The sequence below is a fragment of the Xenorhabdus sp. PB61.4 genome (genome assembly GCF_963894935.1).
Classification (GTDB): Bacteria; Pseudomonadota; Gammaproteobacteria; order Enterobacterales; family Enterobacteriaceae; genus Xenorhabdus; species Xenorhabdus stockiae.
Window position 1 is genome coordinate 1 of sequence record NZ_CAWQJR010000177.1, and the last position, 22,903, is coordinate 22,903.

17 protein-coding genes are annotated in these 22,903 nt (G+C 45.6%); 6 read left to right on the plus strand and 11 right to left on the minus strand.

From position 1 onward, the window contains the following. Window positions 1–145 precede the first annotated feature (145 nt). From glnG to glnA, 3 genes are all read right to left on the minus strand, one after another. Window positions 146–1,576, minus strand: coding sequence for a nitrogen regulation protein NR(I) (glnG, locus tag AACX68_RS14045; RefSeq protein WP_228859536.1), 1,431 nt, complete (start codon window positions 1,574–1,576; stop codon window positions 146–148). Window positions 1,577–1,584: 8 nt separating this feature from the next. Continuing rightward, entirely contained in the window at window positions 1,585–2,634 is a 1,050-nt protein-coding gene (gene glnL / locus AACX68_RS14050) for a nitrogen regulation protein NR(II) (RefSeq protein ID WP_228859537.1), read from the minus strand. A gap of 174 nt (window positions 2,635–2,808) precedes the next feature. After that, a complete protein-coding gene (gene glnA / locus AACX68_RS14055; RefSeq protein WP_228859538.1) occupies window positions 2,809–4,218 on the minus strand; it encodes a glutamate--ammonia ligase in 1,410 nt (469 codons plus the stop codon). A gap of 565 nt (window positions 4,219–4,783) precedes the next feature. Between glnA and typA the strand changes: the two genes are divergently transcribed. From typA to fabY, 4 genes are all read left to right on the plus strand, one after another. Further along, window positions 4,784–6,607 (plus strand): ribosome-dependent GTPase TypA, encoded by a 1,824-nt coding sequence (gene typA / locus AACX68_RS14060; RefSeq protein WP_099109505.1) that lies wholly within the window; start codon window positions 4,784–4,786, stop codon window positions 6,605–6,607. A 239-nt stretch (window positions 6,608–6,846) separates the two neighbouring features. Further along, window positions 6,847–7,464, plus strand: a complete 618-nt coding sequence (gene yihX / locus AACX68_RS14065) for a glucose-1-phosphatase (RefSeq protein ID WP_228859539.1) — start codon at window positions 6,847–6,849, stop codon at window positions 7,462–7,464. Window positions 7,465–7,698: 234 nt separating this feature from the next. Continuing rightward, the gene (gene dtd, locus AACX68_RS14070; RefSeq protein WP_099109503.1) at window positions 7,699–8,136 is read left to right on the plus strand and encodes a D-aminoacyl-tRNA deacylase; all 438 of its coding nucleotides are present in this window, start codon (window positions 7,699–7,701) and stop codon (window positions 8,134–8,136) included. Between the two features lie 81 nt (window positions 8,137–8,217). Beyond that, complete coding sequence (fabY, locus tag AACX68_RS14075) at window positions 8,218–9,135, plus strand: fatty acid biosynthesis protein FabY (protein ID WP_228859540.1); 918 nt, start codon at window positions 8,218–8,220, stop codon at window positions 9,133–9,135. A gap of 70 nt (window positions 9,136–9,205) precedes the next feature. On the opposite strand, the gene AACX68_RS14080 is transcribed toward fabY, so the two are convergent. After that, window positions 9,206–10,981 (minus strand): AsmA family protein, encoded by a 1,776-nt coding sequence (locus tag AACX68_RS14080; protein ID WP_339389345.1) that lies wholly within the window; start codon window positions 10,979–10,981, stop codon window positions 9,206–9,208. Window positions 10,982–11,195: 214 nt separating this feature from the next. Beyond that, entirely contained in the window at window positions 11,196–12,581 is a 1,386-nt protein-coding gene (locus AACX68_RS14085; RefSeq protein ID WP_228859542.1) for a uracil-xanthine permease family protein, read from the minus strand. Window positions 12,582–12,820: 239 nt separating this feature from the next. Here AACX68_RS14085 and gltS point away from each other — a divergent pair, with 239 nt between their 5' ends. Beyond that, complete coding sequence (gltS, locus tag AACX68_RS14090) at window positions 12,821–14,032, plus strand: sodium/glutamate symporter (protein ID WP_099120337.1); 1,212 nt, start codon at window positions 12,821–12,823, stop codon at window positions 14,030–14,032. A 77-nt stretch (window positions 14,033–14,109) separates the two neighbouring features. Here gltS and recG read toward each other — a convergent pair whose 3' ends face one another. From recG to gmk, 5 genes are read right to left on the minus strand one after another with little or no spacing between them, the layout of a single operon-like run. Beyond that, window positions 14,110–16,191, minus strand: coding sequence for an ATP-dependent DNA helicase RecG (recG, locus tag AACX68_RS14095; RefSeq protein WP_228859543.1), 2,082 nt, complete (start codon window positions 16,189–16,191; stop codon window positions 14,110–14,112). 54 nt (window positions 16,192–16,245) lie between these two features. Then, on the minus strand, window positions 16,246–16,953 hold the full coding sequence (gene trmH / locus AACX68_RS14100) for a tRNA (guanosine(18)-2'-O)-methyltransferase TrmH (protein ID WP_228859544.1): 708 nt from the start codon (window positions 16,951–16,953) through the stop codon (window positions 16,246–16,248). A 5-nt stretch (window positions 16,954–16,958) separates the two neighbouring features. After that, entirely contained in the window at window positions 16,959–19,115 is a 2,157-nt protein-coding gene (gene spoT, locus AACX68_RS14105) for a bifunctional GTP diphosphokinase/guanosine-3',5'-bis pyrophosphate 3'-pyrophosphohydrolase (RefSeq protein WP_228859545.1), read from the minus strand. Window positions 19,116–19,133: 18 nt separating this feature from the next. Continuing rightward, entirely contained in the window at window positions 19,134–19,409 is a 276-nt protein-coding gene (gene rpoZ / locus AACX68_RS14110) for a DNA-directed RNA polymerase subunit omega (protein ID WP_086954696.1), read from the minus strand. 54 nt (window positions 19,410–19,463) lie between these two features. After that, window positions 19,464–20,087: a guanylate kinase gene (gene gmk / locus AACX68_RS14115; RefSeq protein WP_099109496.1), complete on the minus strand. Its 624-nt coding sequence runs from the start codon at window positions 20,085–20,087 to the stop codon at window positions 19,464–19,466. A gap of 306 nt (window positions 20,088–20,393) precedes the next feature. Here gmk and ligB point away from each other — a divergent pair, with 306 nt between their 5' ends. Then, window positions 20,394–22,067 (plus strand): NAD-dependent DNA ligase LigB, encoded by a 1,674-nt coding sequence (ligB, locus tag AACX68_RS14120; RefSeq protein ID WP_228859546.1) that lies wholly within the window; start codon window positions 20,394–20,396, stop codon window positions 22,065–22,067. Window positions 22,068–22,164: 97 nt separating this feature from the next. On the opposite strand, the gene AACX68_RS14125 is transcribed toward ligB, so the two are convergent. Continuing rightward, window positions 22,165–22,782: a trimeric intracellular cation channel family protein gene (locus AACX68_RS14125; RefSeq protein WP_099109494.1), complete on the minus strand. Its 618-nt coding sequence runs from the start codon at window positions 22,780–22,782 to the stop codon at window positions 22,165–22,167. Window positions 22,783–22,903: the final 121 nt, after the last annotated feature.

Below are 22,903 nucleotides of genomic sequence, written 5' to 3' on the forward strand. Positions count from 1 at the left end.
ATCAAGGAAAACAATCTAAGTTAAGAAATAGACATTTAAAATAGATATAAATTTATTATTCTTTTATAGAAAAGATATCACAATTTAAATAGCTCTTATTTTAAGATACAAAGAAAAATCTATCATTCCTTACTTCAGTACATAATCACTCCAGTCCCAATTCCTTCAATTTCCGCGTGATGGTATTTCTTCCCCAGCCAAGTAAACGGGCTGCTTCTTGCTTATGTCCATTAGTATGCGTTAATGCGCAGTTAAGTAAGGTACGCTCCAATAATGGTAACGCGTCAGAAAGAAGATCCGCCTTGCCGGCTTGTAAGGCATTTTCTGCCCATGTTGCTAATTGTTGTGACCACTCTTCTGATGATGAAAAACCGGAAACAGGAACATTATCTGTTGGCTCAACGGGCTGACTTTCAATTAAATCAGTTGGTAGATCCTGTACCAGAATTTCTTTACTGACCGCCATCACCGTCAGCCAGCGGCAGACATTTTCCAGCTGACGGACATTCCCGGACCATGATAGGTTCATCAGGGCTTTTTCAGTATCGGGATGCAGTACTTTAGCCTCAATTCCCAGCTCTTTGGCGGTCTGTTGGAGGAAATGTTGGGCGATGCGGGGAATATCTTCCACACGATCCCGTAATGGGGGGAGCTGCAAGCGAATGACATTCAGGCGATGATAAAGATCTTCTCTGAACTTACCTTCTTCGACCCGTTGTTCAAGGTTCTGGTGAGTGGCGGCAATAATACGGACATCAACTTTTACCGGTGCATAGCCGCCAACCCGATAAAACTGCCCTTCTGCCAGAACCCGTAACAGGCGCGTCTGGATATCCAGTGGCATATCGCCGATTTCGTCCAGAAACAGTGAACCACCATTGGCCTGTTCGAAGCGCCCTTGACGAACCTGATTAGCTCCGGTGAAAGCCCCTTTTTCATGGCCGAATAACTCTGATTCAATTAAATCTTTTGGGATCGCCGCCATATTCAGGGCAATAAAAGGCGCGGAGGCTCTTGGGCTATGGCGATGCAGGGCATGAGCTACCAGCTCTTTTCCTGTTCCTGATTCACCATTGATTAACACGCTGATGGAAGAGCGGGAAAGGCGCCCAATAATCCGGTATACCTCCTGCATGGCAGGAGCTTCTCCGATTATTTCAGAAACCGATGAGGGTATTTTCGGGCTGCGGGAAGTTTGTTGTTGTTCACGTGAATGGCTTAATGCCCGTTCAACCAGTGCGACCGTTTCATCAATATCAAATGGTTTTGGCAGATAATCGAATGCTCCGTGCTGATAGGCGCTGACGGCTGCATCTAAATCAGAATGGGCGGTCATAATGATGACCGGAAGCTGGGGGTGATTCTGCCTGATTTGATTGAGCAAACTTAACCCATCAAGACCCGGCATACGGATGTCTGACAGCAGTACTTCAGGGCTGTTCTGTGATAATGCAGCCAATACGGAATCTGCATTTTCAAAACTGACACAATCCATACCTGCGCCGCTCAGCGCCCGTTCAAGTACCCAGCGGATAGAACTGTCGTCATCAACGATCCAGATTTTTCCTCGTTGCATGATATCCCCTATTTCTTGATAGGCAGGTAAATGGAAAATTCCGTATGCCCCGGCCAGCTAGTAAATTCGATTTTTCCTGTGTGCTGATCAATCAGATTGCGGACAATAGATAACCCAAGCCCGGTTCCGCCTTCATGCCCGCTCACCATTGGATAAAATAGCATATCCTGAATATTCGGAGGTATGCCCGGCCCATTATCTTCAATATCAATCCGGGCTGCCAAGCGGTAACGTTCACCGTGCAAGGTAATCTGGAAGGCTGTCCGGGTACGTAAAGTAATAGTGCCTTTTTGATTACCTAATGCCTGTAGCGCATTGCGGGTGATGTTTAATAAAACCTGCTCAATTTGATCAGGGTAATGAGACAGCTCCGGCAGGCTGGGATCGTAATCTTTGACCAGAGTAATATTACTGGGCATTTCCAGTGATACCAATTGATACACCCGCTCGACAACATGGTGGATACTCTGGCTAATCTGAGCCCCCGGATGTTGAGGCCCCAATAACCGATCGACAAGGGTACGAAGTCTGTCAGCCTGTTCAATAATGACTTGTGTATATTCCCGCAAAGAGGGATCCGGCAATGTCTTTGCCAGTAATTGAGCGGCTCCCCGTAAACCCCCCAGCGGATTTTTAATTTCATGTGCCAGCCCCCGAACCAATTCCCGTGCAGCTATCTGTTGTGCCTGTTGTACCTGCTCTTGGCTTAAACGTCGCTGACTATCCATAGAAGCGAGTTCCAGCAGAATAAACTGTTCGGAAATTGGCTGGGCACTGAGCGACATAACATGCGAGTGATTATTGATCACCAATATCACTTCGTTATCTGTAAAACCATGCCCGCGTATCAGGCTGGATCGCATAAATTCCGTATCCAGCGAGATATAGCTGAATAAAACCGGAAGCGGAGTGCCGAATAATTTACGTGTACTTTGTGCCAGAAGTTGCATAGCGGAATGATTGGCATAGTGGATAATCAAATCGTTATCCAGCACTAATACACTATTTATCAATGAATCAAGAATTTGTTCTGCTTTGGGAAAATCAGCCATTGCCATTCAACCTTTGCACTTTTTTGGTGCATTGTATCTTATTTAATCATAAATTGAGTACCCCTCTTTATATCTGAGATATCGGAGGGAAAGGTCAGAAGGAAAAGGACCCATCCGAAAATGGGCCAAAAGTTTCACGGCAACAAAACTAATCAAGAACGGCGGTGACGCTTTTAAGCATTACACGCTGTAATACAGTTCAAACTCCAGAGGGTGTGGTGTCATGCGTACGCGTTCAATTTCGCTATGCAGTACACCGATATAAGCATCAATTGCATCATCAGTGAAAACACCGCCGCGTGTCAGGAATTCACGGTCTGCATCCAGAGCTGCCAGTGCTTCTTCCAAAGAAGAGGCCACAGTTGGGATTTCCTGTGCTTCTTCGGCTGGCAGGTCATACAGGTTTTTATCCATTGAATCACCCGGATGTATTTTATTGATGATCCCATCAAGACCCGCCATCAGCAGGGCTGAGAACGCCAGATAAGGGTTTGCAGCCGGATCAGGGAAGCGGACTTCAATCCGACGGGCTTTACTGCTGGCAACAACCGGAATACGGATAGAAGCTGAGCGGTTACGGGCAGAATAGGCCAGCATTACTGGAGCTTCAAAACCGGGCACCAGACGTTTGTATGAGTTGGTTGTTGGATTGGTAAAGGCATTCAGGGCACGGGCATGTTTGATAATACCGCCGATATAATAAAGTGCCATTTCGGACAAACCACCGTATTTGTCTCCTGCGAACAGGTTAACACCGCCTTTGGACAGTGACATATGACAGTGCATGCCTGAGCCGTTATCCCCAACTAATGGTTTCGGCATAAATGTGGCGGTTTTACCGAAAGCATGGGCGACATTATGTACAACATATTTGTAAATCTGGGTTTCATCCGCTTTTTTGGTCATAGTATTGAAGCGGGTTGCGACTTCGTTCTGGCCTGCGGTTGCAACTTCATGGTGATGTGCTTCCACAACCAGACCCATTTCTTCCATCGTCAGACACATTGCTGAGCGCAGATCCTGAGAAGAGTCTACCGGGGGAACCGGGAAATAGCCGCCTTTGATTCCGGGACGATGGCCTTTGTTACCACCTTCGTAGCGCGTTCCGCTGTTCCATGCCGCTTCGGTATCATCAATATGGTAATAAGAGCCTGAAATAGAACTGCCGAAACGAACATCATCGAACAGGAAGAATTCTGGCTCTGGCCCGAACAGAACAGTGTCAGCAATATCACTGGAACGCAGGAAATCTTCTGCACGTTTTGCAATGGAGCGTGGATCACGGCCATAACCCTGCATGGTGCCGGGTTCCAGAATATCGCAACGAATAATCAGTGTGGCATCATCAAAGAAAGGGTCAAGCATGGCTGTAGAAGGGTCGGGCATTAACACCATGTCAGATTCATTGATACCTTTCCAGCCCTTGATAGATGAACCGTCAAACATTTTACCATCTTCGAAGAAGTCTTCATCAATCTGGTGGGCAGGAATAGTGATGTGCTGTTCTTTACCTTTAGTGTCAGTAAAACGTAAGTCAATAAACTTCACCTGATGTTCTTCAATCATGGATAAAACATGTTCAACGGACATACTAAGTTCTCCTGGTTTACGTCAGCCGGATGCGTTGTCAGAAACGCCGCCTTTATCTTAAGCAGCTGATGCTGTCTTTGTATACAGACAATTCGTGGCAATTTTCAATGCTAAACTTTAATGTGAAAACTAATGCGAAAAGCGTGCCAATTTTTAAAAAAGCTTTAATCCTGATGTATCCGTGCATAAACAGGGAAAAATTGTAGGGAATTAATAGAAATACCGAGGAATTTTCGAGGTTTTATGCACTTAATTGGTGCATTGGAATAACGCTCTGCACTGTTATGGTGAATTGCCGGGGCCGCTATAAAATACAGAGGAATTACTATAATTGTGATTGTTATCACGGTTGTTATCATGATGGTTATTAATGCTATTTCAGGATATGTCGTGTTTATATGCAAAAAAACAGATAAACTTCAAAAGTGATGCGTCTCACATTTATTTCACTCTGTAGTTATAACGTGTAAAATAGCACCATATTTGTGTTGAATGAGGGTAGCATCGCACCCTGCATGCTGTACCCATTTAATATTTCTTCAAATAGCTAAAACGGTAAAAATACTTGTCAATTAATAATTTAAGAAACATTGCCATTATCGCTCACGTTGACCATGGCAAAACAACGCTGGTTGATAAACTCTTACAGCAATCCGGTACATTTGGTGAACGTGCTGCAACAGCTGAGCGTGTGATGGATTCCAATGATCTGGAAAAAGAACGTGGTATCACCATCCTTGCAAAAAATACTGCCATCAAATGGAATGACTACCGTATCAATATCGTGGATACCCCGGGCCACGCCGACTTCGGTGGCGAAGTAGAGCGTGTAATGTCAATGGTCGACAGTGTTTTACTGCTGGTGGATGCGATGGATGGCCCTATGCCACAGACTCGCTTCGTAACCCAGAAAGCCTTCGCTCATGGTTTGAAGCCAATCGTTGTTATCAACAAAGTTGACCGTCCGGGCGCGCGTCCTGACTGGGTTGTTGATCAGGTATTTGACCTGTTCGTAAACCTGGGTGCAACTGATGAGCAGCTGGATTTCCCTATCGTTTATGCATCTGCATTGATGGGTATCGCAGGCAACGAGCATACTGAAATGGCAGAAGATATGACTCCGCTGTATCAGGCAATCGTTGATCATGTTGAGCCACCTAAAGTTGATCTGGATGGCCCGTTCCAGATGCAGATTTCCCAGCTGGACTACAACAACTACGTGGGTGTTATCGGTATCGGCCGTATTAAGCGCGGAACCGTAAAACCAAACCAGAACATCACGCTTATCGATAGCGAAGGTAAAACTCGTAACGGTAAAGTTGGTAAAGTATTCAGCCACCTGGGTCTGGATCGTATCGAGTCAGATAAGGTTGAAGCGGGCGACATCATCGCGATTACCGGTCTGGGCGATCTGAACATCTCTGACACACTGTGTGAAGTTAACGCTGTTGAAGCTCTGCCAGCGCTGGCCGTTGATGAGCCTACCGTTAGCATGTACTTCTGTGTTAACACTTCACCTTTCTGTGGTCGTGAAGGTAAATACGTAACATCCCGTCAGATCCTTGATCGTTTGAGAAAAGAACTGGTTCATAACGTGGCTCTGCGCGTTGAAGAAACTGAAGATCCAGATGCTTTCCGTGTTTCCGGTCGTGGTGAATTGCACCTTTCCGTTCTGATTGAGAACATGCGTCGTGAAGGTTTCGAGCTGGGCGTTTCTCGTCCGAAAGTTATTTTCCGTGAAATTGACGGCCGTAAGCAGGAACCTTTTGAGCAGGTAACTCTGGATATCGAAGAGCAGCATCAGGGTGATGTGATGCAGGCGCTGGGTGAACGTAAAGGCGAAATGCGTGATATGCTGCCAGATGGCAAAGGTCGCGTACGTCTGGATTATGTTATTCCAAGCCGTGGTCTGATCGGTTTCCGTACTGAATTCATGACCATGACTTCCGGTACTGGTCTGCTGTATGCAACATTCAGCCACTATGATGACATCCGTCCGGGTGAAATTGGTCGTCGTCAGAATGGTGTACTGATCTCCAACGGTCAGGGTAAAGCGGTTGCTTATGCTCTGTATGGTTTGCAGGAGCGCGGTAAGCTGTTCCTTGGCCATGGTACAGAAGTTTATGAAGGCCAGATCATCGGTATTCACTCCCGCTCCAATGACCTGACAGTAAACTGTCTGACAGGTAAAAAGCTGACCAACGTTCGTGCTTCAGGTACTGATGAAGCGACAACACTGTCTCCGCATATCAAGAAAACACTGGAGCAGGCACTGGAGTTTATTGATGATGACGAACTGGTAGAAGTGACTCCAGAGTCAATTCGTCTGCGTAAACGCCATCTGACTGAGAATGATCGTCGCCGTGCAAGCCGCAGCAAAGACGCTTAATTTCTCCTGACAGCTTAGGGTGCTTCGGCACCCTGAGTTTCATGACCCGCTTAATCTAACTTTTCTCTCAATAACCTGCCAGTATTGCAGCCTCACTCAGTTTCTTATTTTTCAACTAAGATTGATTCTTGGTGTGGGTTAATTATCAGCGTAATTTGTCTATTTTTTGTCGCTTCACCTTTTTTATTGATGAAATTATGATAAAAATACAAAACGAGATACCTCAGTCAGGAGGGAGTATGCTGTATATTTTCGATATGGGTAACGTGATTATTGATATTGATTTTAGAAGGGTACTGGCTGTTTGGAGTAACCTGAGCGGGACACCACTTGCAGTTCTGGCTCCCAAATTTGCTCTGGGCGAAGCATTTGAAAAGCACGAGTGTGGCCAAATTACAGATGCAGAATTTGCCGAAATACTATGCGATGAAATGGAAGTTTCTCTTAGCTTTGAACAGTTTTCTGAAGGCTGGAATGCGATTTTCGTTGGTGTCAGGCAGGAAGTTATTGAGTTGATGAATAAACTGCGTGAGCAGGGGCATCGGGTTGTTATTTTATCCAACACAAATCGCCTGCATTTTCAGTATTGGCCGCAACAATACCCTGAAGTCACTACATCAGCAGATCATTTATACCTGTCTCAGGATCTGGGGATACGTAAACCTAATCAGGACATCTTTAAATATTTACTGGAAAAAGAAGGTGTAGCTGCTGAGCAGGCTGTTTTTTTTGATGATGTTCAGGAAAATGTTGAAGCAGCCAAAAGATTAGGCCTCAAAGCCATTCATGTAAGCGGCAGGGATACTATCCCGGATTATTTTAAGACGCATGACTTTTCACCCCTCACCGTAACATAATTTCTGATCTTCATGTATGCCCAATGGATTTCGAGTTGCATCGCGGCGGCAAGGGAGGGAATCCCCAAGAGCATAGATAACTATGTGACTGGGGTGAGCGAGCGTAGCCAACAAAGAGGCAACTTGAAAGACGAAGGGTATAACATTCAACAAGTTCTAAATAGGGTGGCATCTTGGCAAGCGAGGCTCCACCCTTACAGGTTAATCTACCGATACGGATCATACATAAGAAAAATGATTGCATTAATTCAACGCGTAACACAGGCAAAAGTGGTTGTTGATAGTCAGACTATAGGTGAAATTGAACAGGGGCTGCTCGTTTTTCTGGGGGTTGAAAAAGAAGATGACCAGCAAAAAGTGCAGCGTCTGTGTGAAAAGGTAATGGGTTATCGCGTATTCAGTGATGAAAATGGGAAAATGAATCTCAACGTCCAGCAAGCCAATGGTAGTCTACTGGTTATCTCTCAATTCACTCTGGCTGCGGACACCCAAAAAGGTTTAAGACCAAGCTTTTCTGGAGGTGCTGAACCCAAAAAAGCAGATGAACTTTATCGCTATTTTGTTGAACAGTGCCGTGCAACTGGTGTAAAAACAGAAATGGGGCAATTTGCTGCGGACATGAAAGTGAGTCTGACAAATGACGGGCCAGTGACTTTCTGGTTACAAGTATGACTTTCTGATTAGAAATATAATGTTAAAAGCATGCATGCTCCCCGACTACACACGACAACACGCAAAGAAGGGGCTGTTTCTATGTATCACCTCAGAGTACCTCAAACCGAACAAGAGCTGGAAACTTATTACCAATTCCGTTGGGAGATGCTGCGTAAACCACTTCATCAGCCTGTCGGCTCAGAAAAAGATGCTTATGACTCAATGGCTCACCATCAAATGGTGGTTGATGAGAAGGGCAGGCCAGTCGCTGTCGGACGTTTATATATCAATGCGGACAGTGAAGGCGCTATCCGTTTTCTGGCTGTTGACCCGAATGAGCAGCAAAAAGGGCTGGGCACCTTGATTGCAATGGCGCTGGAATCTGTTGCCCGGCAGGAAGGTGTGAAGCGGATAGTTTGCAGTGCGCGTGAGGATGCGGTTGATTTCTTTAATAAGCTGGGATTTCAAAACCGCGGGCTTATCAACGGCGCTAACTCATCTCCCATTAATCATTTTTTGATGATTAAACCCATTATGAGTCTTGATGATATTTTGCATCGTCCGGACTGGTGTGCTCAATTGCAGCAGGCATGGTACAAACATATCCCCCTGAGTGAAAAGATGGGTGTACGTATTACTCAATATACGGGGCAGCGCTTTATTACCACTATGCCGGAAGCGGGAAACCAAAACCCTCATCATACTATTTTTGCTGGCAGTCTATTTTCTCAATCGACATTAACCGCATGGGGGCTGATTTGGCTGCTATTGCAGGAGCGTCAGTTAGGGGGAGAGATCATTCTGGTGGATGCGAATATTCGTTACCAAAAACCTATTGTTGGTCGTCCTAGTGCTGTTGCCGACCTCAACAATATGAGCGGTGATTTAGCCCGCCTTGCCCGTGGTAATAAAGCACGTGTAAAACTGGAAGTTCATGTCAGCGGTGAACAGGGACTCGGAAGTGTGTTCACCGGTACTTATATTGTCTTACCCGCTGAACGGGCAGTGGCAGCATAAGCTATTACAATCTGAGTTGCCGAAATATGTGGCTCTTCTACAACGTACTGATCTAAAACATACTGAATTTTTACAATACGACGGTTGCACAGGTTTTGCTTTGATCACCATTCGGTTGCCCAGCCTCACCAGACTGTTCTGTATCAGATTGCCCGGCTGGGCAGTTATCAGTAGAAATCACGCCTTGCTTAATGGATTGTGACTCTTTATTGGATGCCTTATCTTCAGCTGTCAGTGTGCCATTAATCGTGTTTTTCAGATTATCGTCAGCAAGGTTCCCGGTGATAGCCAGTGAGAAATTACCCTCACCATGCAGGTGAAGTGGTATCCAGCCCCATTGTGGCAAAATTCCCAAATTCACACTCATTCCTTTGACATTGAGCTGAAAGGGTTTTTGGGCAGTAAGCTGTTCAAGGAAGCCGTTAAACTGGAGTATGCCGTCACCTGAAAAGGTGTTCATTTTATCAATAATAACCTTGTCATCTGTGGCATGTAGTTGCAGGTAAGGCCGCACCACTTCAATTTTATTGAATGTGCCACTCATGGCCTGCAATGAAGCTTTCCCATTCCATAATCCCCAGTGACCATCTTTCAGGATATCCAGAGTATCGACATATCCCGATAAAGTGGTGAGCTGAAATGGAAAATCAGGGTTGGTATCAATCAGGAGCGTATTGTTGATACTGACATTATTTAATTTCAGTGCTGAAATCCATTCAGGTGCCGGATTCTTAATATAGTCGCGCCACTGTGGCGGTAAGGAGTAAATCAGACCGGTTACAGAGCTGTCATTGAGGGTTAACTGATGATTTTTTCGATCCCACTGCGCTTTAATATTAAATAAACCCTTCTGATAATGGGTAGTCAGATTAGCGATGGTAAAAATATCACCGGAAAAACTGAACTGGCCTAATATATCTTTGAACTGAGCTTCGTTGAAGGCCATATTCATGGCATTAAAGTCAATCAGACCGTCTTCTGCCTGCCATTGCCCGTTAACCAATCCCAGCCCTTTGATACTGGTATTAAGATAATCAGCAGACCAATCTTTTCCCTGTAATTTGGCGTTAGTAAGATTGAGATCTTTAATGTGGATAGCGGGCAGATGGCGGGTTTTCTCTGTCAGGGCAGCCAGAGTCATTGGTGACTGCCAGCGTATGTCATTGATCAGGATGTTATCTAAGCTCCAGCTACCATCAGCTAATTGTTGCCCATTCCCAGAGATCAGACCCTGTAGGAACTCCGCACCAAAGGAATTTATAACCAGATTGTTATTCTGATAGCTCCCCTGCATGACGACTTTATCAAATGACAGGTCATTTACATTGATGTTACTGGCACTGAACTGGTATTGCCCTGAGCCAAAAGGCGTATTTTTATCAGGAGACCAGGGAGTAATACCGCCGACAATATTTTTGCCCTGAATCTGTGAACTGGGGGTTGTTAGCTGAACATCCATTTTATTCAGTTGCAAAACATCGGCTTTCAAGGCTGGGGTAAACTCAGAGCCTGAAAGTATCAGTTTGCCATCTTGTAAGGTCAACTTACGCAGATTTGTTAATTTTGTCGGGGCCTGCCATTTAAAATCCAGATCTACAGTATTGGCATTGAGTGAGAAAGAGCCCTGCTTATCACTGAGACTCACATTATTGAGCATTAAGGTCATAGGCTGGAGCCAGCTGTGATTGATACTTTCAATATTGACCTGATAATGACCTTGTTTATTAATCCATCTGCTTATTTTCTTTGCTCCCCAGTGTGTCTGGGCAACAAAATAAACAGCAATAATTGCCAGAATCAGTAATAACAGCAGAACAGCAAAGCCTTTCCCTAACCACTTCATCATCTCACCCCAATATAATCTTCCTGAAAAAACCCTTTTATGCCGTAAAAAAGAGCATCACTCAATAGACAATGCTGAAAAACCTTTAATTCCCCCATCTAGGGCAGAATATTGCGAAAGGTTACGCAAAATATAAAAAAAATCCCGCGATTAGAGCGGGATAATATAACAACAAGGCGAAAACCAAGGTGAAAATCTTAGATTGAAACGCGGTAGTTTATTTTTCCTGAGGAAAAATCAGATTAAGCAGGATTGCAGTCAGGCCACCCGCTGCAATACCGGAAGAAAACAGATTTCTTATCCACTCAGGTGCAAACTGTAAAATAAGGGGTTGTTGTGCAACGCCAAGCCCCATGGCCAGTGACAATGCAATGATCATAATGGCTCGGCGATTTAACGGCTCCCGGGAAACAATTCTGACACCGGATGCTGCAATCGTGCCGAACATGACAATCGTTGCGCCACCTAATACCGGCTCTGGAATATGCTGGACAAAACCGGCCACTGCCGGAAATAACCCCATCAGGATCAACATAGAAGCAATAAGGGAACCAACATAACGGCTGGCAACCCCAGTTAATTGGATTACTCCGTTATTCTGACCAAAACAGGAATTCGGGAAAGTATTAAATACGGCAGAAATCATCGAATTGACGCCATTTGCCAGTACACCGCCCTTAATGCGCTTCATATATAACGGGCCGCAGACAGGCTGCTCGGAAACATCTGAAGTGGCTGTAATATCCCCAATCGTTTCCAGTGATGTCACCATAAAAATCAGGATTAGTGGGATGAGTAAATGCCAGTCAACAGAAAGCCCGTAATACAGCGGGGCGGGCACAGTGATAATTGGTTTGTCTTCTGTTGTGGCTGTGTGGGGTAGCATGTCCATGTACCAGGCGGCCAGATAACCTACTGTCATGGCAATAACCAGAGAAGCAACCCGCAGATAGGGATTATGCTGGCGGTTCAGCAGTACAATGATGGCAAGAACAATTCCTGCCAGAAAAAGGTTTTCAGGGGCTCCGAATGTACCTTGCTGAATAGCAGAATAGCCACCACCGATAGAAGTCAGCCCGACCTGAATAAGTGACAGACCAATAATCATCACAACAATGCCGGAAACCAAAGGGGTGATGAGCATTTTAGCCAGATGAAGTACACGGGAAAGCAATATTTCAGTCGTTGCTGCAAGCATCAGCGTACCAAACAGGGCCGCCATCATGGTCGGTACATCAGCACCGCCATTTTTCAGGGATAAGCCACCCATGATGAGGGGAGTGACAAAATTAAAGCTGGTGCCCTGAATAGAAAGTAAACCAGAGCCAACGGGTCCCCAGGAGCGGATTTGAATCAGTGATGCCAGACCGGAGGCAAACAGGGACATACTGATGATGCGTTGGGTATCTTCTGCCGGAAGTCCAAGTGCCTGACAGATCAACATAGCCGGCGTGATAACGGCAACGAACATTGCCAGCAGATGCTGAAAGGCGGCAAATACAGCGTGCGGAAGATGGGGTTTATCTTCCAGACGGTAAATTAATTCGCTGTCTGTTTTTTTGAGAGTTTCCAGTGCTGGATTTTCGCGTGTTGAGGTGGCCATGAGTGTAGTTTCGAGTGAAAAAAACACATTTTATTGATCTAAATTATAAAAGCAATCGTTTGCGTAAAATTTTGCCTATGGCTTATAACCTTATTTCGTCACATTTTTAAATGTTTTATCTTGTGTTTATTAGGAATTTTTTTTCTAATCCAATCCTTACCTGCTCTTGGCGTTTTTATAGGATGATTATAACGTCGCATTAAATTAACATAATTTTAACAATTAGATGGGGTACATAAATGTATCATCTGGATATTTATGGCACGCTCGTTGCGGCCACACTTGTTTTGCTACTGGGAAGAAAGCTCGTACAGTCAATTTCATTTCTTGAAAAGTATACAATTCCAGAGCCAGTCGCAGGTGGCTTACTGGTTGCTTTTGTTCTGCTGGCAGTTAAACAGTCTACGGGCTGGGAAGTCAGCTTTGACCTATCCCTCAAAGACCCCCTTATGTTGGCATTTTTCGCCACAGTTGGCCTGAATGCTAACCTCGCCAGCCTGAGAGCAGGCGGAAAACTTCTCTTAATCTTTGTTGTCGCCGTTGTAGGCCTGCTGTTGGTGCAAAACACAGTCGGTATTGCACTGGCGAAAATGCTCGGCCTTGACCCATTGATGGGATTATTGGCAGGGTCTGTGACCCTTTCGGGAGGGCACGGCACGGGGGCAGCATGGGGTAAGGTATTTACTGAACGCTACGGTTTTGAGAATGCGACTGAAGTGGCAATGGCTTGTGCGACATTTGGTTTGATTCTCGGAGGCCTGATTGGTGGGCCTGTTGCTCGCTTGCTGGTGAGAAATGACAAAACACCGGGTCTGGAGAATGATGATGCTGAAGTTCCATCCGCATTTGAAAAACCTTATACCGGTCGCCTGATCACGCCATTGGTCATGCTGGAAACCATCGCATTAATCTCTATCTGCTTGTTGGTCGGTAACTATCTTGAGAAAGTGCTGGAAGATACGCTCTTTTTGCCAACGTTTGTCTGCGTTCTGTTTACCGGTGTGATACTGAGTAATGGCCTGTCTCTGCTAGGCTTTTACCGGGTATTTGATCGGGCTGTATCAGTACTGGGTAACGTCAGCTTGTCACTCTTCCTGGCAATGGCATTGATGAGTCTCAAACTGTGGCAACTGGCTTCCCTTGCCCTGCCGATGCTGGTGATCCTCGCTGTACAGGCGGTAGTGATGGCATTGTACGCAATATTCGTGACTTACAGAGTCATGGGTAAAAATTATGATGCAGCGGTACTGTCAGCCGGTCACTGTGGATTCGGGCTGGGTGCGACACCTACGGCTATTGCAAATATGCAGGCAATTACTGACCGTTTCGGCCCATCCCATGTAGCATTCTTGCTTGTACCGATGGTAGGTGCTTTCTTTATTGATATCGTTAACGCAGCAATTATCAAAATTTACCTGATGTTACCTATATTCCCATCTGTCACAGGTTAATTTAACTTAGCTTTTTGTTCTTGTTAGATATGCCGCTGGAATATTTCAGCGGCATTTTTTTTGTGAAATCCTATTATTCAGGCGTGGCTATACTGAGAACGGTCGGAAAGCCAGCGCTCAATCAGTGCCTTCGCGTTTTCCGGATAATGTTGGTGGATATAGTGGGCAATACGCTGGACTTCAGGGAGCATGCTTTGGTCCCGTAATAAATCGGCAATTTTGAATTCGACATTACCGGTTTGGCGTGTACCAAGAAGTTCACCCGGTCCTCGGATCTCTAAATCTTTTTGGGCAATGACGAAACCATCATTACTGTCCCGCAGAACCTGCAAACGGATTCTGGCGGTATTAGTCAGCGGTGTTTTATAAAGCAGAACACAATGCGAGGCTATTGCTCCACGCCCGACACGACCACGAAGCTGGTGTAACTGAGCGAGCCCCAGTCGTTCCGGGTTATCGATGATCATCAGGCTGGCATTGGGAACATCAACACCAACCTCAATCACTGTTGTCGCAACCAATAGTTGTAGTTCACCACGCTTAAAAGCTTCCATGATGGTTTGCTTTTCTGCCGGCTTCATCCGCCCATGAACTAAACCGATTTTCAATTCAGGCAATGCCAGAGCAAGCTCTTCACTGGTAACCTGAGCAGCCTGTGCCTCCAAAACTTCAGAGTCTTCAATCAGAGTACACACCCAATAAGCCTGACGCCCTTCATCTAAGCAGGCATTTTTAACCCGCTGGATAATTTCATTTCTACGGGTATCTGGAATGGCGACAGTTGTTACCGGTGTCCTCCCCGGAGGAAGTTCATCAATAACGGATGTGTCCAAATCGGCATAAGCTGTCATTGCCAGTGTCCGTGGAATTGGTGTGGCAGTCATGATTAATTGATGCGGATGAAAGCCCTGTTCATGTCCTTTTTCCCACAGAGCCAGGCGCTGATGAACACCGAAGCGATGCTGTTCATCAATAATTACTAATGCCAATCCGGCAAATTTAACCTGTTCCTGAAACATAGCATGCGTGCCGACGACCATACTTACCTGCCCGCTGGCAATAGCTTCCTGTTGTGCCTGCCGAGCCTTGCCCTTTTGTTTTCCAGCCAGCCATCCTACCTGAATACCGAGTGGTTCTAGCCACTGGCGAAAAGTGTTGGCGTGTTGCTCAGCAAGTAGTTCAGTGGGTGCCATCAATGCAACCTGTTTACCGTGAACGATGGAACGGACAGCCGCCAGTGCTGCAACCAGCGTTTTTCCGGAACCTACATCCCCCTGAATCAGTCTCATCATCGGAACTTCTTTTTCCAGATCATGCTCGATTTCTGCCACTACGCGATCTTGTGCTCGAGTCGGTGAAAAGGGGAGCAGGGCCAGTAACCGCTGCTTTAATGAATTATCCGCGGTGAGTGGCTGGGCCTGAAAGCGTTGCGCTCCCGCTCTGACTGCCAGCATACTTAAGTGATGAGCGAGTAATTCTTCCAGAATCAGGCGGCGTTGAGCCGGATGTCTGCCACTTTCCAAATCAGCTAAGGAAATGTCAGGTGGTGGGCGGTGTAACGTATGCAGGGCATTTGAGAGGCTGATAATCTTCCGGCTGAACTGCTCCGGTAATAACTCATTAACGGCGCAGGTATCCAGCAGTTCTAAAGCCTGTTCGATTAATTTACGCAGCGTAGTCTGGCGTACTCCCTCTGTCGTAGGGTAGACAGGGGTTAAGGTTTCCTGTAAATGGATGCGCTCGGCGTGTTGCTGGATTTTGTATTCCGGGTGGATAATTTCAGCACCCTGAGAACCCCGGCGTATCTCACCATAAGCGATGATATGTTTGCCGTCTGCCAGGCTGTTCTTCATGGCGGCTGTGAAATTGAAAAAGCGCAGGGTTAACATGCCAGTGCCGTCACTGATTTGGCAGGTCATCATACGCCGCCGCCCAAAAACGACATTGGTACGTAAAATTTCGCCTGTCACTGTCGCATAAATACCGGGCAATACTTCATTGATGGGGTATAGCCGGGTTTGATCCTCATAACGGAGAGGCAAATGCAGTAATAGATCCTGTAGATTGACCAACCCCAGTTTGGCAAGCTTACCTACCTGATTGGCTCCAACACCACGTAAAGTTGTTAACGGGATGGCATCAAGTAATCGGCCTTTCATATCTATTCTCCATTAATCCAGTTCTCCATCAATCCGGTTTTCCGTCAGTGTGATTTATTTCCCTGCTGATGGTGTTGTCGTTGCCTGCATTGCTGCCCACCAGGATTCACTTGCTATGATTTGCCCTTGCTTATCAACTAAAGGTCGTTCCAGCCCTTTACGGTGTGAAACTGCCGCTAAAACGGGGTATCCCCCTTCAAACAGCAATTTTTGCTGATCTTCCTCAGACAGCGTGCATTCTTCTCGCTGATACATACCGGAAAGCTGGCGTTGCCGCTGTGCTTCATACAGGATCAGCGCAGAAGCAACGGAGACATTCAGCGACTGAACCATGCCAGCCATCGGAATGACAATATCATAATCTGCCAGAGCAATAGCCTGTTTGGAAATGCCTTTCTTTTCCTGCCCCATAATGATGCAGGTAGGTTTAGTGTAATCAATCTGACGGAAATCGACGGATTTATCAGAAAGATTGGTCGCTAATACCTGCATTCCGGCAGTTTTAAACTGATTGATAGCTAGCTCAACGGATGAATGAGTTTTTACCTGCACCCAGCTGTTACTGCCTGCGGCGGAAGAGAGTTGAGTTCGTAATTGTTGAGTAGGCCAGACGGCGTGGATTTGGTGAATACCAACTGCATCCGCAGTACGAATCACTGCAGATACATTATGGGGTTTGTGTACTTCTTCTAAACAAATCGTCAGGTCAGGCTGACGCATTGCCATCATCTGACAAATACGTGCATAACGTTTAGGATTCATAACCTCTAATTTCGGTTACGGCTGACTCGTAGTACATCCGGCATGACACGTATCTTGCGCATGATATTTGCCAGCTGGATACGATCTTTGGCAGTCAGCCTAATGAAAGCACAATAAACGCGGCCATCTTTTTCTTCGGTATTCATGCTTTGGATATTGGAGTTCGCATCATTAATGGCGGCTGTCAGATTTGCCAGTGCACCCTGATGATTAAACATGTCAACTTTGATCTCGGCAATAAAATCGCTGTTGACATCTTTATCCCACTCAACGGGCATGAATTTTTCCGGTTCTTTCTGGTAGCCACGAATATTACGGCAGGATTCGTGATGGATAACCAAACCTTTGCCCGGGCTGATATGAGAAATAATCGGGTCACCGGGGATAGGACGGCAACATTTGGCAAAGGTAATCAGAATACCATCAGCGCCTTTGATGGGCAGTTTACGGCTATTATTACTAATATTGTTATTACTGTTATTGTTGCCGTTATTATTATTGCCACTATTACTGTCTGGTATTTTTTCTGTTTCGCCCAACAGATTATGAGCAACAACGACACTCATTGCGTTACCTAAGCCGATTTCTGCCAGCAGATCATCCAGTGAAGTCAGTTTCATTCTTGCCAGTTCTCTGGCAATGTTTTCTTCCGGAATATCGGCAACTTTCAGGCCGTTGCCGAGGGCATGATTAAGCAGACGCCGTCCCAGACTGACTGAATCATCCCGTTTTAGATTTTTCAACAGCTGACGGATTTTAGCGCGTGCTTTAGAGCTGACGACAAAGTTCAGCCATGCGGCATTAGGGCGGGCACTTGGTGCGGTAATAATTTCGACGGTTTGCCCACTGCTGAGGGTTTGAGACAGTGGATAAGGCTGACGATCAACACGGGCCCCGACACAGGCGTGACCAATATCGGTGTGAACGGCATAGGCAAAATCGACGGGTGTTGCCCCTGCCGGCAATTCGACAATACGCCCTTCAGGAGTAAAAACGTAGATCTCATCAGGGAATAGATCAGATTTGACGCTTTCAATAAATTCGAAAGAGCTACCGGCACTTTGCTGAAGCTCCAGCAGGCTTTGCATCCAGCGCTGAGCGCGAACCTGAGCAGTCGTACCTGATTCACCCTGCTCTTTATAAGCCCAGTGTGCAGCAACCCCCATTTCAGCCATTTGATCCATATCTTCAGTACGGATTTGCACTTCAACCGGGACTCCGTGTGGGCCGATCAGAGAAGTATGCAGGGACTGATAGCCGTTGGCTTTGGGAATGGCAATATAATCTTTTACTTTACCGGGACGGGGTTTATACAGGCTGTGCATTTGCCCCAGAACACGGTAACAGGTATCAAGGTTATCGACGATGACACGGAACGCGTAAATATCCATGATGGAATGAAAACGCTGTTCTTTCAGGTGCATCTTACGATAGATAGAGTAGAGGTGTTTTTCCCGCCCATTGACGGTACATTTGATGCCGGCATCCGTTAATCTGCCCTCAATTTCTGACAGAATTTTCTGGATCATCTCCTTCCGGTTGCCGCGAGCAGCTTTAACTACCTCTTTAATCACCCGATAACGGTTCGGATACAGAGCTTCAAAACCCAGCTCTTCCAGTTCTGTTTTCAGGTGATGGATACCCAATCGATGGGCTAACGGACTGTAAATTTCCAGCGTTTCCCTGGCGATGCGCCGCCGTTTATCAGGGCGCAGGGAACCAAGGGTTCGCATGTTATGTGTACGGTCTGCCAGTTTGATCAGAATGACACGGATATCCTGTACCATTGCCATGACCATTTTGCGAAAGTTTTCTGCCTGAGCTTCTTTCTTATCACGGAAGTTCAGTTTGTCCAGCTTAGAGACACCCTCAACTAATCCGGCGACAGCTGTCCCGAATAGTTGCTCGATATCCTGAAATGTCGTTGGTGTATCCTCTATGACATCATGCAGAAGTGCAGCCATCAGTGTTTCATGATCAAGGCGCATTTCAGCCAGAATACAGGCAACGGCGACCGGATGAGTAATATATGGCTCACCGCTGGAGCGGGTCTGCCCTTCATGGGCATCCCTAGCTACGATATAAGCCTGCTTCAACAGACCAATCTGATCTTCAGGCAAATATTTAAGAACAAGCTGATTCAGGCTTTCAAACAGGTACAAGGCAGACCTACCGTAAAATTAACGACGACCGTCGGCGATAGCAGAAACAGCGTTGATTTCTGCAGCTTCCTGCTCCTGTTGTTCCTGACGTTCACGAACATCAAGAATTTTATTATTGATAAGACCCTGCTCGATTTCACGCAGAGCGATAACCGTCATCTTATCGTTTTCTTCCGGAACCAGAGGATCTTTTCCGCCTGACTGCAATTGGCGTGCTCGGCGAGCAGCGACCAACACCAGGTCAAAACGGTTACCAATTTTTTCTACTGCGTCTTGAACAGTTACGCGTGCCATATGTGTGCTACTCCACAGATAAATAAGTGACCGGACATGATACTGAAACTTAGTTCAGTCTGCCAATAATTTGCTGATTAACGCATCATGCCGTTGAGCCTGCCTTTCTAAACGCAGGCGTTCTGAACGAATAACTGATTGTAAATCGGCCAGAGCAGTATTGAAATCGTCATTGATGATGACGTAATCATACTCGCCATGATGCTCCATTTCAGCGACAGCTTGAGACATGCGTTTAGCAATGACTTCTTCGCTGTCCTGACCGCGCCCGCGCAGGCGGCGGAGTAATTCTTCCCTTGAAGGCGGAAGAATAAAAATACTACGGGCCGCAGGCATTTTCTGACGGATTTGTTGCGCACCCTGCCAGTCAATATCAAGAAAGACGTCAACCCCACTGGCGAGAGTATCTTCGATTACTTTACGGGAAGTGCCGTAATAGTTACCGAAAACACAGGCATGTTCCAAAAATTCATCATGGTTAATCATATTCTGGAATTCATCGGTTGTGACGAAAAAATAATGTTCACCGTGATTTTCGCCTGGACGTGCCGGGCGGGTTGTATGTGAAACAGAAACCTGAGTGTCATACAAAGGCTGGGTGTTTAATAAAGCCTGAATAAGGCTTGATTTGCCTGCTCCACTCGGTGCAGAAACAATATATAACGTTCCTTGGCTCATGCTGATTTCTTGACTGGTTGGGTATTAATAAATGCAAGCGTAGGGATATAAAATCCCACATAGTATACACGGATACGTTAATCCATGCAGCGTTACAATACATGCCTGCGAGTGATTCAACAAAATTTTTTATTAACAAACGAAGATTAAAGCGATATTTTGCAAAACAATTCCAGATAAAATAATAAGTTGCAGAAACAAGCTAATAATTTTTCGAGACTCATCGCAAACGCTCTTTTTCCTCATTGGTATAGCCAAATTTCTTTATTATTCTTTGCCTGCATTTAAGGAACGTGTGGAGCAAGGATGCTTAATTTTCTCATTATAATATTGATGTTGTTATGTGGAGTGCCGATAGCACTCGCAGCAGATTGTCCCGTCTGGTCAAAGGAAAAACTTCAGCTTGAAATCGAACACCTGACACCACAGGTAGCGCGATGGGAGCAGTTGTATCGCCAGCAGGGGATTAGTGAAATAGATGATGAAATTTACGATCAGCTATTGGAAACTCTGACACACTGGCAGCATTGTCTGAATCAGACACAGAATAATAACGTTGTCATAGCCATTCCGGATAATGGAAAACAGACTCATCCTGTCCAGCATACAGGATTGCGTAAACTGAAAGGTCTGGAGGAAGTGCGGAAATGGGTACAAGGGCGCTCGAAAGTCTGGTTACAGCCCAAAATTGATGGTGTTGCGGTAACACTGGTTTATCAGAAGGGGCTGCTGACAGGGTTAATCAGCCGTGGGAATGGAACAGAAGGGACAGACTGGCTGGATAAAAGCAAATTTATATCCAGTATTCCCCAACAGATAAAAAATGCACCGGAATATATGGTGTTACAAGGCGAGCTTTTTTGGCGACAGAATAATCACCGCCAGTCGGTTGTTGGTAGTCAGGGCGCGCGCAGCAAGGTTGCGGGTTTGATGATGCGTAAGGCCCATTCAGAAGAACTCAGTCAAATAGGGATATTTGTATGGAGTTGGCCGGATGGGCCGGATGAAATGACTGCTAAGCTTGAACAACTGGCTTCCATGGGCTTTCCGGCTACGCAACAATTTAGCCACCCTATTTCCAATGCGGAAGAGGCGGAGAAAAAATGGAAAATGTATTTTACCCATCCCCTCCCTTTTGCTACTGATGGTGTTGTATTAAGGCAAGAGACTGAGCCCGCCGGCAGGCAATGGCGTTCAGGTTCAAGCAGTTGGGCTGTTGCATGGAAGTATCCTCTACAGCAACAAGTTACCACAGTAAACGATATTCAATTCAGGATAGGCCGAACAGGGAAAATTTCCGTATTGCTGGAGCTGGAAAAGATTCAATTAGATGACAGGCAGATTAGCCGCGTTCATATTGGTTCGGTGACGCGTTGGAAGTATTGGGATGTTTATCCGGGAGATAAAGTAACAATAGCCCTGGCAGGGCATGGTATACCCAAACTTGATAAGGTGGTTTGGCGTATTGCTGAACGCAAACATCTTAATCTTCCTGATGCAGAACAATTTCATTCACTCAGTTGTTTTGTATTGAATAATGATGAATGCCAACAGCAGTTTATCGCACGTCTGACATGGATGGGCGAAAAATTGAAAATGAGAGGAGTGAGTCAAGGTACATGGATGACTCTAGTCACAAGTGAAAAGATCAAGAATCTGACAGACTGGTTAGCATTGGATGTAACACAACTGGCTGAAATACCGAACATCGGAACTAAGCGTGCTGAATCAATTTTCAGTCAATTCCAGCAATCAAAGCGGCAGCCAGCCTCATTATGGCGCGAAGCGATAGGAATGCCTTATGCTAATAAATTTACAAATAAAATAGCTTTGTTCGGAAAAATGCAGTCACCCGAAGTAGAAACACAAAAATATAGTGCTTTATCAGTTAAACAAAGAGCAAAAATTGAGAGATTTTTTCAGCATCCTGACGTTAAAGAATTAATAGAAGTACTGACTTTACAGGGCATTGATCTGTAGACATATCCTTTACAGTCATCGGAGATAAGGAAAATAAAATGGTGGAGTCGAATAAGAGCGTAAGAGCAAAAGTTTGCTTCAAACGCCCAGATTCATATCAGTGATCAGCACCATCGTAATTAAATATCGGTAATCCAAGACGATAGCGAATAGCAATTAGGCGGGCAGCGAGGCCAGCAATAAGGGTTATGATAATGACGCTGTTGGGGTGTAGTGGAGTATGCAATAAGGCGATATATAACCATGCAGCAGCAAAGGAGACCCCAGCGTAAATTTCTTTCTGAAACACCAGCGGGATGGTATTACAAAACATATCGCGCAGCACGCCACCAAAAACACCGGTAATAACAGCAGCAATGGCGGCAATGATTGGGCTGTAGTCCATATCCAGTGCGATTTGTGCACCAATAATTGAAAAAACAATCAGGCCGATTGCATCCAGAATCAGAAACAAACGACGCAGGTGTTTCATCATTGGAGCAATCCAAATCGTGAAAACAGCAGCACAGGCAACAGTCACGATATACTCCGGGTTTTGAACCCAGCCAAGTGGGTAATGGCCCAGAATTATGTCACGAACGGAGCCACCACCGATAGCTGTAACAGAAGCGATAATAATCACGCCGAAGACATCCATTTTTCGGCGACCTGCGGCTAAAGCACCCGTCATGGCTTCAGCCGTGATACCAATGATATAAAGGACACTGAGTAGCATAAATTTAGTCAGATGAAAGATAATGAAGAAGTAAGAGTAATGCGGAAATAATAACGCCTCGATTGAAAATTTTTAGTTAAATTTACATAAAGTTAGTTTTTATTATCCGAATTCCCGCATA